The 13,277-nt window shown below is 71.5% G+C and carries 11 protein-coding genes; 6 read left to right on the forward strand and 5 right to left on the reverse strand.

What is annotated here, in order from left to right:
- Positions 1-2,499, forward strand: a 2,499-nt coding sequence (locus tag Pta02_RS18015; RefSeq protein WP_203876013.1) for a hybrid sensor histidine kinase/response regulator, incomplete at its 5' end; no start/stop codon positions are given.
- A 3-nt stretch (positions 2,500-2,502) separates the two neighbouring features.
- On the forward strand, positions 2,503-3,135 hold the full coding sequence (locus Pta02_RS18020) for a response regulator (protein ID WP_203876014.1): 633 nt from the start codon (positions 2,503-2,505) through the stop codon (positions 3,133-3,135).
- 322 nt (positions 3,136-3,457) lie between these two features.
- Here Pta02_RS18020 and Pta02_RS18025 read toward each other — a convergent pair whose 3' ends face one another.
- From Pta02_RS18025 to Pta02_RS18040, 4 genes are all read right to left on the reverse strand, one after another.
- Positions 3,458-3,940 (reverse strand): hypothetical protein, encoded by a 483-nt coding sequence (locus tag Pta02_RS18025; RefSeq protein ID WP_203876015.1) that lies wholly within the window; start codon positions 3,938-3,940, stop codon positions 3,458-3,460.
- The gene (locus tag Pta02_RS18030) at positions 3,937-4,458 is read right to left on the reverse strand and encodes an RNA polymerase sigma factor (RefSeq protein ID WP_203876016.1); all 522 of its coding nucleotides are present in this window, start codon (positions 4,456-4,458) and stop codon (positions 3,937-3,939) included. The genes Pta02_RS18025 and Pta02_RS18030 overlap by 4 nt, the downstream gene beginning before the upstream one ends.
- 282 nt (positions 4,459-4,740) lie before the next feature.
- On the reverse strand, positions 4,741-6,027 hold the full coding sequence (locus Pta02_RS18035; RefSeq protein ID WP_203876017.1) for an NYN domain-containing protein: 1,287 nt from the start codon (positions 6,025-6,027) through the stop codon (positions 4,741-4,743).
- 205 nt (positions 6,028-6,232) lie between these two features.
- Positions 6,233-8,764, reverse strand: a complete 2,532-nt coding sequence (locus Pta02_RS18040; RefSeq protein WP_203876018.1) for a zf-HC2 domain-containing protein — start codon at positions 8,762-8,764, stop codon at positions 6,233-6,235.
- A 198-nt stretch (positions 8,765-8,962) separates the two neighbouring features.
- Here Pta02_RS18040 and pyrE point away from each other — a divergent pair, with 198 nt between their 5' ends.
- Positions 8,963-9,499 carry an orotate phosphoribosyltransferase gene (pyrE, locus tag Pta02_RS18045; protein ID WP_203876019.1) on the forward strand — a complete coding sequence of 179 codons (537 nt, stop codon included), beginning with the start codon at positions 8,963-8,965 and terminating at the stop codon, positions 9,497-9,499.
- Positions 9,500-9,580: 81 nt separating this feature from the next.
- Here pyrE and Pta02_RS18050 read toward each other — a convergent pair whose 3' ends face one another.
- Entirely contained in the window at positions 9,581-10,009 is a 429-nt protein-coding gene (locus Pta02_RS18050; protein WP_203876020.1) for a hypothetical protein, read from the reverse strand.
- A gap of 248 nt (positions 10,010-10,257) precedes the next feature.
- On the opposite strand from Pta02_RS18050, the gene fbaA reads away from it, so the two are divergent.
- From fbaA to Pta02_RS18065, 3 genes are all read left to right on the forward strand, one after another.
- Complete coding sequence (fbaA, locus tag Pta02_RS18055) at positions 10,258-11,280, forward strand: class II fructose-bisphosphate aldolase (protein WP_203876021.1); 1,023 nt, start codon at positions 10,258-10,260, stop codon at positions 11,278-11,280.
- Between the two features lie 100 nt (positions 11,281-11,380).
- Positions 11,381-11,800, forward strand: a complete 420-nt coding sequence (locus Pta02_RS18060; RefSeq protein ID WP_203876022.1) for a DUF3151 domain-containing protein — start codon at positions 11,381-11,383, stop codon at positions 11,798-11,800.
- Between the two features lie 124 nt (positions 11,801-11,924).
- Positions 11,925-13,208, forward strand: coding sequence for an adenylosuccinate synthase (locus tag Pta02_RS18065; RefSeq protein WP_203876023.1), 1,284 nt, complete (start codon positions 11,925-11,927; stop codon positions 13,206-13,208).
- Positions 13,209-13,277: the final 69 nt, after the last annotated feature.

Here is a 13,277-nt window from a genome sequence, read left to right on the forward strand (position 1 = left end):
GTCATGGCCAACAACCTGACCACCCAGGTCCGCAACATCGCCGAGGTCACCACCGCCGTCGCGCGCGGAAACCTCACCCGCAAGATCGACGTGAACGCGCAGGGCGAGATCCTGGAGCTGAAGACCACCATCAACACCATGGTCGACCAGCTGTCCAGCTTCGCCGCGGAGGTCACCCGGGTGGCCCGCGAGGTGGGCTCCGAGGGCAAGCTCGGCGGCCAGGCCCGGGTGGAGGGCGCCGAGGGCATCTGGAAGCGCCTCACCGAGAGCGTGAACGAGCTCGCCGGCCGCCTCACCACCCAGGTGCGCGCGATCGCCGAGGTCACCACCGCCGTCGCCCAGGGCGACCTGACCCGCTCGATCAGCGTCGACGCCGAGGGGGAGATCGGCGAGCTCAAGGACAACATCAACACGATGGTGTCCGTACTGCGCGCCACCACCACGGCCAACCAGGAGCAGGACTGGCTGAAGTCCAACCTGGCCCGGATCTCCCGGCTCATGCAGGGCCACCGCGACCTGATGGAGGTCGCCAAGCTCATCATGAGCGAGCTGACCCCGCTGGTCTCGGCGAACTACGGCGCCTTCTACCTCGCCGAGCCCACCGGCGACCACGACCTCCACCTCATCGCCGGGTACGGCACCCGCCCCGGCGTCGGCCCCCGCCAGCGCTTCGCCACCGGCGAGGGCATCGTCGGCCAGGCCGCCATGGAGGGCAAGCGGATCCTCCTGGGCAACGTCCCGGCCCGCTATCTCACCGTGGACAGCGGCCTGAGCAGCTCGGTGCCCGCGCAGATCGTCGTCATGCCGATCCTGTTCGAGTCCCAGGTGCTCGGCGTTCTGGAGCTGGCCTCCTTCGAGGAGTTCAGCGAGATCCACCACGACCTGCTGACCCAGCTCGTCGAGACCATCGGCGTCACGATGAACACGATCATCGCCAACTCCCGGACCGAGGACCTGCTCACCGAGTCGCAGCGCCTGACCACCGAGCTGCGGGAACGCTCCGACGAGCTCCAGCGCCAGCAGGAGGAGCTGCGCCGCTCCAACGCCGAGCTGGAGGACAAGGCCGCGCTGCTGGCCAAGCAGAACCGGGCCATCGAGATCCAGAACTTCCAGATCGAGCAGGCCCGCCGGACCCTGGAGGAGCGCGCGGAGCAGCTCGCCATCTCCTCGCGCTACAAGTCCGAGTTCCTCGCCAACATGTCGCACGAGCTGCGCACCCCGCTCAACAGCCTGCTGGTGCTGGCCAAACTGCTGACCGAGAACACCGAGGGCAACCTCACCGCCCAGCAGGTCGAGTTCGCCAGGACCATCCACGGCGCCGGTTCCGCGCTGCTCCAGCTCATCAACGACATCCTCGACCTGTCCAAGGTCGAGGCCGGGCGGATGGACATCCACCCCCAGCAGATCTCCCTGCCCAAGCTCGTCGACTACCTGGAGTCCACCTTCGCCCCGCTGGCCCAGGACAAGGGCCTGTCGTTCGCGGTCCAGGTGGACCCGTCGGTCCCGCAGGAACTGCGCACCGACGAGCAGCGCCTGCAGCAGGTGCTGCGCAACCTGCTCTCCAACGCGATCAAGTTCACTCCCAACGGCGAGGTACGGCTCCGCGTGATCCACGCCCAGCCCGACGTGGCGTTCGTGGACGAGACCCTGCGCGACGCCGGCGGCATCCTGGCCTTCGAGGTGGTGGACACCGGCATCGGCATCGCGGCCGACAAGCTGGAGGTCATCTTCGAGGCGTTCCGGCAGGCCGACGGCACGACCAGCCGCAAGTACGGCGGGACCGGCCTGGGCCTGTCCATCTGCCGCGAGATCGCCCGCCTGCTCGGCGGTGAGATCCACGTGATCAGCGAGGTGGGCGGGGGCAGCACCTTCACCTTGTATCTCCCGCCGTCCTACGGAGGCCCGCTGGCCGCCCGCGACGGCGGAGCCGCCACACCGAGCATCGGCGGGTCCCCCGACCAGATCATCCTCAGCGGTCCGGAGGCCGTGACCGACCTGCCGGAGATCCCGATGCCGGAGACCGAGCTGGCCGCCCTGCCGCTCCCGCACCTGCCGGAGAACGGCAGTCAGGGCTGGACCGGCGACGACCCGCTCGGCGGGGCCAAGATCCTGATCGTCGACGACGACATCCGCAACGTCTTCGCGCTGACCAGCGTGCTGGAGCGGCACGGCGCCACGGTGGTCTTCGCCGAGAACGGGCGCGAGGGCATCGAGCAGCTCGAACGCAACGAGGACGTCGCGCTGGTCCTGATGGACATCATGATGCCGGAGATGGACGGCTGGGCCACCACGTCCGCGATCCGTCAGATGCCGCAGTTCGCCGACCTGCCGATCATCGCGCTTACCGCTAAGGTCATGCAGGGAGACCGGGAGAAAAGCATCGCTTCCGGTGCTTCGGACTACGTGCCCAAGCCCGTCGACGTCGACCGCCTGCTTGAACGGCTGCGCGGATGGCTCGCTCGCGGCCGGGCCACCAGCGACTCGCACGAAGGGGCGTGATCGATGCCCGACAGAGCCAAGATTCTCCTGGTCGACGACCGGGAGGAGAACCTGATCGCCCTTGAGGCCATTCTCAGCTCTCTCGATCTGGCGCCGGTCCGCGCCCGGTCGGGGGAGGAGGCGCTCAAGGCCTTGCTCAGCAACGAGTTCGCGCTGATCCTGCTCGACGTGCGCATGCCCGGCATGGACGGGTTCGAGACCGCGTCCCACATCAAACGCCGTGAACGCACGCGCAACATCCCGATCATCTTCCTGACCGTGGTCGACAGCGCCCCCGACTACGCCTTCCGCAGCTACGCCGCCGGCGCCGTCGACTACCTGACCAAGCCGTTCGACCCCTGGGTCCTGCGGGCCAAGGTCTCGGTGTTCGTCGAGCTCTACAACATGAACCGCCGCCTGGCCGAACAGGCCTCCATGCTCCGCGAACGCCTCACCACCGAACTCCCTCCCGGCAAGGCCGCCGACCAGGCCGCCGTGCTCCCCGAACTCTCCCGCCGCCTCAGCGCCGTCGAAACCGAACTCACCCGCGTCCGCGAGGTGGCCGCCAAAACCAACGATCCCGCCCTCACCGGCCCCCTGTCCGACCTCACCGACCGCGTCAGCCACCTCCGCTCCGGCTTCGACGCCCTGACCTGACCCCACCGGGCGCCGGTACGGCGCGGATGCTGAGCAAGGCACCGGCGCCGGTACGGCGAGGCGCTGGAACGGCGGTGCTCGGCGCCGTCTGTACGGCGGGCGGCTTCGGTGGGCGAGGTCGGGCTGTCGGGGTGGGAGGCATGGTCGTGCTGTGCGGGCGGGCGTTCCGGCCGGCCGTCTCAGGCCTGGCCGGGCGTGAGGATCACCGCCGGCAGCAGGCATCCACCGCTTCGTCCAGACCCGCCTCCTCGGCCTGCCCCGGGAGCGGCCCAGCGCCTCGCCGTCATGCCGGTGGCCGGACCGGACGGATCTGGCCGGGCGTTCACGGCGTATCCCTTCCGGTCAGCTCCCGCTTGCGGCGCAGCAGCATGGCACGCCGGATATGTGCCCGTAGGACGAGCGCGGCCGATGCGGCGATGAGAACGGCTCCGGCCGGCAGAGCCGGGATGAGGCCGGAGCCCCGATCGGCGGCGACCGCGATGATGATCGCGCTTGTCGTGATCGAGGCGGTCAGGGTGATCCACGCCGCGATCACCCGGTCCAGGGCGAACAGAGGTGTCTGCCGGGCGACCACCCAGCCACCGTATCCGGCCCATGCCAGGCAGAGCAGGATGAAAGCGGCGAAGGCAAAGCGGGTATGGCCAGGCAGCGCAGTGGGCTCTGTCACCCACAGCGATGCCAGGCAGATCGTCCCGGCCGACCCGCTCACCAGGGCCACGATCCCGCGCAGGCGTTGCCGGGGAGACAGCATCGGCGCCAGCCGCTCGATCATTTCCTCGGCCGACAGGTTCGGCTCGTCATTCATCGCTTCGACCCTTCCTCCGTCAGATGGTCGCGCAGCATGCGGCGGGCGCGGTTGAGCCGTGACTTGACCGTGCCGACCGGTACGGCACAGATCTCGGCGCAGTCCTCCAACGTGAGGTCCTCCAGGTAGAACAGTACGAGGACCTCACGTTCGCGGACCGGCAGGCCCGACAGGGCGGCGACGAGTCCGGCACGGTCCACCAGGGCCCCGGCCGCGTCCTCGGTGACCGGCTCCTCTTGCGCGCACACCTCGGTCACGCTGTACTCCTGGCGCAGCCGATCGGTCACAGCCCGTCTGGCGATCGTGAAAAGCCAGGGCGCGAACCGACCGGGCGTCCTCAGCCGGGGCAGCCCGCGGATCACCGCCAGCCAGATCTCCTGGGTCACGTCGTCGGCCCGGTCGGCGCCCAGCATGCCGCGCACGTAGTTCCACACCGGTATGTGCCAGTCGCGTACCAGCTCGGTGAGCGCTTCAGGCTCACCGAGCTGGCATCGCAGTACCAGCAGTTCGTCGGTCATCTCGTCCTCCCGTCGCCCGCCAGTACAGTCGGGCGACGGAGCCGTCAGGTTCGCGGGCCTGCCAAGACGTCCTGTTCCCGGCCGGCCGGGCAGGCCGAGGAAGCGGGTCTGGACGGAGCGGTGGACGCCCGCTGCCGGTGCTTTCGGGTGATCGCCGACAAGGCCCGCAGTGCCCGTGACACGCGCCGGCCTGCCGGGTACGCCAGGCGCGCGGCCGTCTACCGCAGCCGGATCCTGCTGGTCGTCACCGTGGACCGGCTCTCATGATTCACCGGGCATGCCTCAGCGGCGGGCTTGTTCCAGGGCGTCCCAGAAGCCGCGGCGCAGGGCGTGGCGGACTTCGTCGTGGAGGAGGAAGTCGATCGGGAGGGAGGAGCCCTGGAGGAGGCGGGCTTCGAGGTCGGAGGGCATGCGGGGTTTGCGGGCCAGGACGGCTTCCAGCCACAGGGCGGGGGCGTCCTTGGCGACGGACTCGCCGAAGTCGTGGCCTTCCGTGTGGGCGGCCTTCACCGCCTCCGCCAGGGTGGTCGTGCTGCTCGTCGAGGCGCTCTGGATCGGGACGGGGGCCGCCTGGGGGCCGGTGTAGGGGCCGACGGGCTGGTAGGCAGGCATGTTGCCGGTGTTGCCCGAGGCGTACTGCGGGCCCGTGGGGGCCGCGGGAGGAGGAGAGGACGCGGAGACCGCGGGCGAGGGCGAGGTGGTCGGGGACTCCGGCGGGTAGCTCGGGTAGACGGGCAGCGCGGGCTGGGACGGGCGGGAGGGCTGGTCCGGCGGGGCGGAGGCGCTGCCGGGGACGCCGTTGCCCGACGGCAGGCCGGTGCCGGTGCCGAGAGGGGTGGGGCCGGTGGAGCCGCGGCTCGCTCCGAGGGAGGAGCCGCCGAGCGGGGCCGGGCCGCTGAGGGAGGGGCCGTTGCCCAGCGGGGCGGGGCCGTTGAGGGACGACGGGCCGCTGTTGAGGGAGGGGGTGACGCCGGTGGACTGGTGGCCGTTGCTGGAGGAGGTGCCGTTGGACAGGGCGGGGAGCTCGGCGACGCCGGTGCGCAGGGTGACGTACGGACGCAGATGGCCGCCGCCGATCTCGATGAGGTCGTCGCACTCCTGGCGGAGCGAGCGGGAGACGGCCCAGCCGCCGTCGGCGCCGATGTGCACCACGGTGATCCGGATGCCGAGGTCCTGGGCGTCGCAGACGACCTGGGCCAGGTCCTCGTCGCCGCTGACCACGACCGCGTCGCAGATCGCGTTGTTGCGGGCCAGCGTCATCAGGTCGCGGTGGACCTGTGCGTCCACACCCTCCCTGCGGCCCGGGCGGATGCGCGACAGGCGGAGCTTGAGGCCCGGGATGTCGGCCAGCGTGTCGTGCTCGGCGGTGTGCCGGCCCTCGACGGTCGCCTCGTACCAGTAGCAGCGCAGCAGCGGCAGGCCGGTGCGCTCCCTGGACAGGTCGGTGAGCAGCTGGATCAGGCCCGGATAGTCCCAGGAGACCGCCTCACGGTGGCGGGTTCCGTGTGCAGCCATCGCGCCGTCGGCCAGAAGGTAGCCAGCGTCCACGAACAGCGCGCAGCGATCCACGCGACACCGCCCTTCCTACGTGGCCCGACCGTACGTCTCAGACAAGCCTGAAAGCGCCCCGAGAGACCGGACAGGCGGCCCTTTCTCAGGGTAATCAAGCAACTGATCGTCCGAAGGTGAATCCCGACGATTCGCCCCTCGCCCGACCATCTGCCAGAGCGTTTACGCAGACCGTACCAGTTTGTCCCGTTCCTGAGGCCGTTCATTACGAACGGGCCTGCACGTTGACGACGGCCACTCCGAACAGGACCGCGTCGCGTCCGCCGCTCACCCTGAGCACCGGTTTGCGGCCCAGCGCCACCCGGAAACCGTCGACGTCCACACCCGAGGTCAGGACCGTCCCGAGCGCCCCGGTGGCGGAGCCGTCGAAGACGTCACCCGGCTCCCGGCCGCCGCTCTCGGGGCGGAGCGGGGCGCCGCGGCCCACCCTCACCCGGTCTCCCCGCACCCCGGCCTCGCCGCCCCACGCCACCAGGTCCACCCGCGCGGGCGCGGCGGAGGCGATGAGCCCGTCGAGCGGGATCCGCGCGGGCCTGCCCCGGCCGACCGCGGTGAAGGTGTCGACCACCACGGCCCGGCCGTACGGCCGGCGCGGGTCGGCCGCGATGACCACCAGGCTCCAGCCCGCGTGCCGGACGGCGCCGGAGCCCGCCGGGACGTCGGCCACCCAGTAGCGCCCGCGCAGCCCGCGCACCAGCCGGGTCACGTCGGCGAAGGACTGGTAGGCCCGGCCCTCCGGCAGCTCCTGCTCCATCGTCCGGGCGGCCCTGATCCGCGTGTACTCCTCCGCCCCGGGGACCTTGAACTTGACCGGCCCGGCGGGCACGCCCGACGACCAGTACAGGCCCGCCCAGACGACCCTGCTGCGCCGGGGCAGCGCCAGCCGCGCCGCGCTCGAACTCCTCGTCGCGGGATCCCCGTCCCGGTCGAGGGGCCGCGGTCCCGCGGCGGGCTCCGGAGCCTCGGCGCCGCCCTTCCCCGGTACGTCCCCGCAGCCCTGGTCGGCGGTCGCCCGCGCCCGGACCCGGGTCGCGGGGGCGGGTCCGGGCGCCACCAGGGTGTTGCCGATCGCGGCGGTGGTCACCCGGCCGTCGGCGGCGAAGCGCGCGGGGGCCCCGGCGGCGCGCACCCCGCTCGCCGAGGTCGCCGTGATCACCCTGCCCGCGCCGGTGATCCGCGCCGAGGGGACGGCGCCCTCCCTGGCCCGTGAGGAGACCAGCACCCGCAGGAAGACCGTGGTGGAGTGGCCGGGACCCAGCGGGCCGCGGGCGCAGCGCGCGCCCGTCCGCACGGCCCGGCACGACCAGCCGTCGACCGTGCCGACGGCCCCGCCGGAGACGGTGGCGTGCGCGCGGCGGGCGGCCGGGGCCATCGTCACCCCGGACGGCAGGCCGACCCACGCCACGAGCGGCGCGCTGCCCGCCGTGCCCGCGTTGCGCAGCCGTACGGCCAGCATGCCGGACTCGGACCTGACCAGCGCGCCGAGCGGGTCGACGCTGGCCAGCAGGAGCGGCGCGGGCGGGGCGGGCAGGAGCGGCGCGGGCGAGGAGGGCGGCAGCGGCGGGAGGCCGACTCCGGACCGCCACCGGATCGGCGGGGACGCGGTCGCCGACCCGCTCGGCTGCGGCGTCGCCCCCGACGGCTCTGCCCCCGACGGCGCTGTCTCAGAGGGCGCCGTCCCCGACGGCACCGCCTCCGCCGATTCCGTCTCCTGCGCCCCGGTCTCCCGTGGCGGGGCGGGCGGGTCGCCGGGGCCGGATTCGGGCTGCGCCACGATCGGGGCCGGTATCGGGGTGGAGGACCGGGAGCGGGTGAAGACCGCCGGATCGGCCACCGTGATCAGCACGAGTACGATCGCCATGGCGAGCGCGACGACGGCGCCGCAGACCGCGGCGGCCTGCCGGCCCCTGCCGGGCTCCCGTCCCCAGCCGATCACTCCGCCGAGGAAGCCGCCCGTGTGGTCGGTCTTGCCCAGCGCCGCCAGGTAGGAGCCCATGACCGGGCCGGCGATGAGGGGGCCGACGATGACGCGCAGGCCCTGGCTGACGTCGGACAGCTCCATGAAGATCACGCGGCAGTCGGCGCACCCCTCCACGTGCCGGTCGACCGTCCGGCTCTCCCGCTTGGTCAGGCCGCCGCGCACGTAGGCGCCCATCTTGGCCACCACCGAGCGGCAGCCCTGCCGGGGCGTCTCGGCCATGTGGGTGCGCAGGCACGCCTGGCGCATCCCTTCGAGCGCCTGGTAGGCCAGGGCCTCCACGCTGTCGGCCGGCAGGCCGAGCAGTAGGGCGGCGTCGGCGGCCCTGGCCCGTTCGACCTCGGTGTGCCACAGGACGAGCTGCCAGCGCTCGGGCAGCGACAGGAAGGCCCTGGCCACCAGCGAGCGTTCCAGACCGGTCAGCGCGGGGTCCACGAAGGGCACCCCGGGGTCGAACAGCTCGATCTCCGCGCCGCCGCGCCCGGTGTCACTCCGGCCGCGTTCGTAGACCGTACGGCGCAGCGCGGTCAGCAGGTAGGGGCGGAAGGCCTCCTCGGGGCCGCCGCCCCGCCTGATCAGGTCGAGGATCCTGGTGAACGTCTCCGCCACCACGTCCTCCGCCTCGACCGGGCTCAGAACGAGCTGACGGGCCAGCGTCCGCGCCGCCGCCGCGTGCCTCTCGTAGAGGCCGACGTAGGCCGCCGCGTTCCCGCTCCGGATGGCGGCGAGCAGCTCGGCGTCGCTTTGGGACGCATCCATACTCATTGTGACCTCACGATTACTCAGCGTTGCCGCACCGGTTCATTCCGCAGTTCCCTCCGTTGCTAAACCGGGTGCCGCGCTTTACCCGCCCGCGGCTCCCCCGGCGGCCGGGGCCGGCGGCCGGGGGCGGTGGGCGGGGGCGGTGGGCGGACGGCGGGCGGGGACGACGGGCGGGGCGGCCCTACGCTTGGTGCCATGAGTGATCGTGAGAACCTGCTGGCCGAGATCAAGAGCAAGGGCGTGGTGCACGGGAAGGTCGTCCTGTCCTCCGGCAAGGAGGCGGACTTCTACATCGACCTGCGCCGGATCACCCTTGACGGGACGGCGGCGCCGCTGGTGGGCCGGGTCATGCTGGATCTCACCGAGGACCTCGACTACGACGCCGTGGGCGGCCTGACCCTGGGGGCCGACCCGGTGGCCACGGCCATGCTGCACGCCGCGGCGGCCCGGGGCCGCGCGCTGGACGCCTTCGTGGTCCGCAAGTCGCAGAAGGCGCACGGCATGCAGCGCCGCATCGAGGGGCCCGACGTCGCCGGACGCCGGGTGCTGGCGGTCGAGGACACCTCCACCACCGGCGGGTCCCCGCTGACCGCGGTGCAGGCGCTGCGCGAGGCGGGCGCCGAGGTCGTGGCGGTGGCCACGATCGTGGACCGGGGGGCCGCCGCGGCCGTCGCCGAGGCCGGCCTGCCGTACCGGACCGCCTACGACCTGCGGGATCTGGGCCTGGCCTGAGGCCCCCGGTCCCGGCCTCGAACCCCCGTCTCCGGCCGCCGCGACACGCCCGGGACCGCTTCGGTCCCGGGCACTCGTCCCCTATTGCCTGGTGGCGGTGAACTCCTGGCGTTCCCCGGCCTCCCCGGGGATGCGGGCCCGGCCGTTCACCTGGACGCGGACGGACGACGAGTCGGTCAGCACGACGTCCACCTTCTCGTCGAAGGACTGGATCTGCTCGCCGCGGGCCATCTCCCTGTTGAGCAGCACGTCTCCGCCCGCGACCTTCAGGAAGACCGTGGGACAGCGCTCCTGCAGGCACTCGACGAGCACCGTGGGCGCCCGCCCGGACGGGACGGAGGAGGAGGCGGCCATGGGGGTGGGCGTGGAGGAGGCCGGTGCGGAGTCCGCGTCGAGCGCGCCGGCCAGGGAGAGGATTCCAACCACGATCATGGACAGCAGCGCCAGCACCCCTGACACGGCCAGTGCCAGGCGGGCGATGCCCATCGGGTCAGACCTGTGGCGTCCCACACAGTGGAGGTTAGCGGTAAGTGAAGGAATCTCACGACTGACCCGCCATATGTGGCAGGAGCGACGACCGGTTCCGCACGGCCGGACGAGGGCCGGACGGGGGCGGGCGGCGGAGCGGGCGTTCGCTTGGCGCGAAGCTGCGGCGAACCTACCCGCGGGAAGGGGAAACAGGAATACTGACCCGGGAGGGCCGGGCCCCCGGCCAGGCCCTCCGATCAGAGCCCGCCGTCTCCAGGGAGATGAACCCGATGCCTATCGCTACCCCAGAGATCTACGCTGAGATGCTCGACCGTGCCAAGGCCGGCGGTTTCGCCTATCCGGCGATCAACGTGACCTCGTCCCAGACCTTGAACGCCGCCCTGCGAGGTTTCGCCGAGGCGGAGAGCGACGGCATCATCCAGGTTTCCACCGGCGGCGCCGAGTTCCTGTCGGGCAGCACGGTGAAGGACATGGTGACCGGTGCGACGGCGCTGGCGGAGTACGCCCGTGTCGTCGCGGCGAAGTACCCCGTGACGGTCGCGTTGCACACCGACCACTGTCCCAAGGACAAGCTGGACGGCTTCATGCGCCCGCTGATCGACATCTCCCTGGAGCGGGTGGCCAGGGGGCAGGACCCGCTGTTCCAGTCGCACATGTGGGACGGCTCCGCCGTACCGCTGGAGGAGAACCTCGAAATCGCGCAGGAGCTCATCGAGAAGTGCGCCCGTGCGAGGATCGTCATGGAGATGGAGATCGGCGTCGTCGGCGGCGAGGAGGACGGCGTCGTCGGCGAGATCAACGAGAAGCTCTACACCACCGCCGAGGACGCCCTGGCGACCGCCGAGGCCGTGGGCGTCGGCGACAAGGGCCGTTACATGCTCGCCGCGACCTTCGGCAACGTGCACGGCGTCTACAAGCCCGGCCACGTCAAGCTCCGCCCGAGCGTGCTCAAGGAGATCCAGGACGCCGTCGGCGCCAAGTACGGCAAGGAGAAGCCGTTCGACCTGGTCTTCCACGGCGGCTCCGGCTCGCTGCTGGAGGAGATCCACGAGGCGATCTCCTACGGCGTGGTCAAGATGAACATCGACACCGACACCCAGTACGCCTTCACCCGCCCGATCGCCGCGCACATGTTCAGCAACTACGACGGCGTGCTCAAGGTGGACGGGGAGGTGGGCAACAAGAAGGCCTACGACCCGCGCTCGTACGGCAAGGCCGCCGAGGCGTCCATGGCCGCCCGTATCGTGGAGGCGTGCCAGCACCTGAAGTCCGCGGGCACCAAGCTCGCCTGAGCCTGAGCCTGCGTCGCGTCCGCGCGCGACGCGCCGGCCCCCGGAGCACTCTCCGGGGGCCGGTCTTGGCCGATCCGGGTGCACCAGATAGGACATGAGTATGGAATCGCACGAGAACCTCCTCGCCGGGCCTCCGCCCACCCACCTGCCGGACATGGTCGAGGCCAGGGAGGCCATGGAGAGCGGCGCCCAGGCCTCCGACGTCGCCGCGCGCTTTCCCTCCTACTCCGCCGCGTGGGGCGCACTCGCCGACGAGTACTTCGCCGCGGGCCACGCGGTGACCTCGTACGCGTTCGCCCGCACCGGCTATCACCGGGGCCTGGACCAGCTGCGCCGCGCCGGGTGGAAGGGCCACGGCCCGATCCCCTGGGAGCACGAGCCCAACCGCGGGTTCCTGCGCTGCCTGAACGCGCTGGCGCGCGCCGCCCAGGCCATCGGCGAGAAGGACGAGGCCGAGCGCTGCACGCAGTTCCTGAAGGACTCCAGCCCCGAGGCGTACGACGAGCTGAGCGGCCGCTGACGCGCGGGATCTCCCTCCGTGAGGTGGGAGATCCCCATTTCCGACCCGGTCGGGTATTCTCTCCTCGCAAGAGCCCCTGTCGCGATTGCGCCAGGGGTTTTCGGTTTTCAGTGGGAGAACAACGATGCCGGCTGTCGTTCTCTTCGGCGCCCAGTGGGGCGACGAGGGCAAGGGTAAGGCCACCGACCTGCTCGGCGACCAGGTTGACTATGTCGTCAGATACCAGGGCGGGAACAACGCGGGCCACACGGTCGTCATCGGCGACCAGAAGTACGCCCTGCACCTGCTGCCGACGGGAGTGCTGTCACCGAACGTCATCCCGGTCATCGGCAACGGCGTCGTCGTCGACCCCGGCGTGCTGCTGAGCGAGATCGAGGGACTGGAGGCCCGCGGGGTCTCCTCGGAGCGGCTGCTGATCTCGGCCAACGCGCACCTGATCATGCCCCACCACAAGGCCATCGACAAGGTCAGCGAGCGTTACCTCGGCAAGGCCAAGATCGGCACGACCGGCCGGGGCATCGGCCCGGCCTACGGCGACAAGATCTACCGGATGGGCATCCGGGTCCAGGACCTGCTCGACCCGGGCATCCTGCAGAAGAAGATCGAGATCGCCCTCAACGAGAAGAACCAGATCCTCACCAAGATCTACAACCGGCGCGGGCTCGACCCGGCCCAGGTGCTGGAGGAGTACCTCGGCTACGCCGAGCGCCTCAAGCCGCACATCGCCGACACCTCGCTGATCCTGAGCCGGGCGCTGGACGAGGGCAAGGTCGTGCTGCTGGAGGGCGGGCAGGGCAACCTGCTCGACATCGACCACGGCACCTACCCGTTCGTCACCTCCTCCTCGCCCACCTCGGGCGGCGCCTGCTCCGGCGCCGGCATCCCGCCGACCCGGCTGACCCGGGTGATCGGCATCCTCAAGGCCTACACCACGCGCGTCGGCTCCGGCCCGTTCCCGACCGAGCTCGACGACGAGATGGGCGAGTGGCTGCGCACCACCGGCGGCGAGTACGGCGTGACCACCGGCCGCAACCGCCGCTGCGGCTGGTTCGACGCGGTCATCGCCCGCTACGCCACCCGGATCAACGGCGTCACCGACTTCTTCCTCACCAAGCTGGACGTGCTGTCCGGCCTGGAGAGGATCCCGGTCTGCGTCGCCTACGAGGTCGACGGCGTGCGCCACGACGAGATCCCGATGACCCAGACGGACTTCCACCACGCCACGCCGATCTACGAGGAGTTCCCCGGCTGGCAGGAGGACATCTCCGGCGCCAAGTCCTTCGAGGACCTGCCCGCCAACGCACGGGCCTACGTCAAGGCCCTGGAGGAGATGAGCGGCGCCCCGATCTCCGCCATCGGCGTCGGTCCCGGCCGCACCGAGACCCTCCAGCTGCGCCCGCTGATCTGAGATCCATCCCGGTACGGCTCGCATCCGGATCGATCAGGCGCGAGCCGTACCGGGGGATTCGCGCGCAGG

Origin of the sequence: Paraplanobispora takensis, from assembly GCF_016863195.1 — a bacterium.
GTDB lineage: Bacteria > Actinomycetota > Actinomycetes > Streptosporangiales > Streptosporangiaceae > Planobispora > Planobispora takensis.

What these genes read in the sequence shown, in the direction of transcription:
- Pta02_RS18060 (WP_203876022.1), top strand. Translation starts at nt 11,381, where the DNA reads ATGGAATCGCACGAGAACCTCCTCGCCGGGCCTCCGCCCACCCACCTG.
- Pta02_RS18040 (WP_203876018.1), bottom strand. Translation starts at nt 8,764, where the DNA reads ATGGATGCGTCCCAAAGCGACGCCGAGCTGCTCGCCGCCATCCGGAGC.
- Pta02_RS18065 (WP_203876023.1), top strand. Translation starts at nt 11,925, where the DNA reads ATGCCGGCTGTCGTTCTCTTCGGCGCCCAGTGGGGCGACGAGGGCAAG.
- Pta02_RS18030 (WP_203876016.1), bottom strand. Translation starts at nt 4,458, where the DNA reads ATGACCGACGAACTGCTGGTACTGCGATGCCAGCTCGGTGAGCCTGAA.
- pyrE (WP_203876019.1), top strand. Translation starts at nt 8,963, where the DNA reads ATGAGTGATCGTGAGAACCTGCTGGCCGAGATCAAGAGCAAGGGCGTG.
- Pta02_RS18020 (WP_203876014.1), top strand. Translation starts at nt 2,503, where the DNA reads ATGCCCGACAGAGCCAAGATTCTCCTGGTCGACGACCGGGAGGAGAAC.
- fbaA (WP_203876021.1), top strand. Translation starts at nt 10,258, where the DNA reads ATGCCTATCGCTACCCCAGAGATCTACGCTGAGATGCTCGACCGTGCC.
- Pta02_RS18025 (WP_203876015.1), bottom strand. Translation starts at nt 3,940, where the DNA reads ATGAATGACGAGCCGAACCTGTCGGCCGAGGAAATGATCGAGCGGCTG.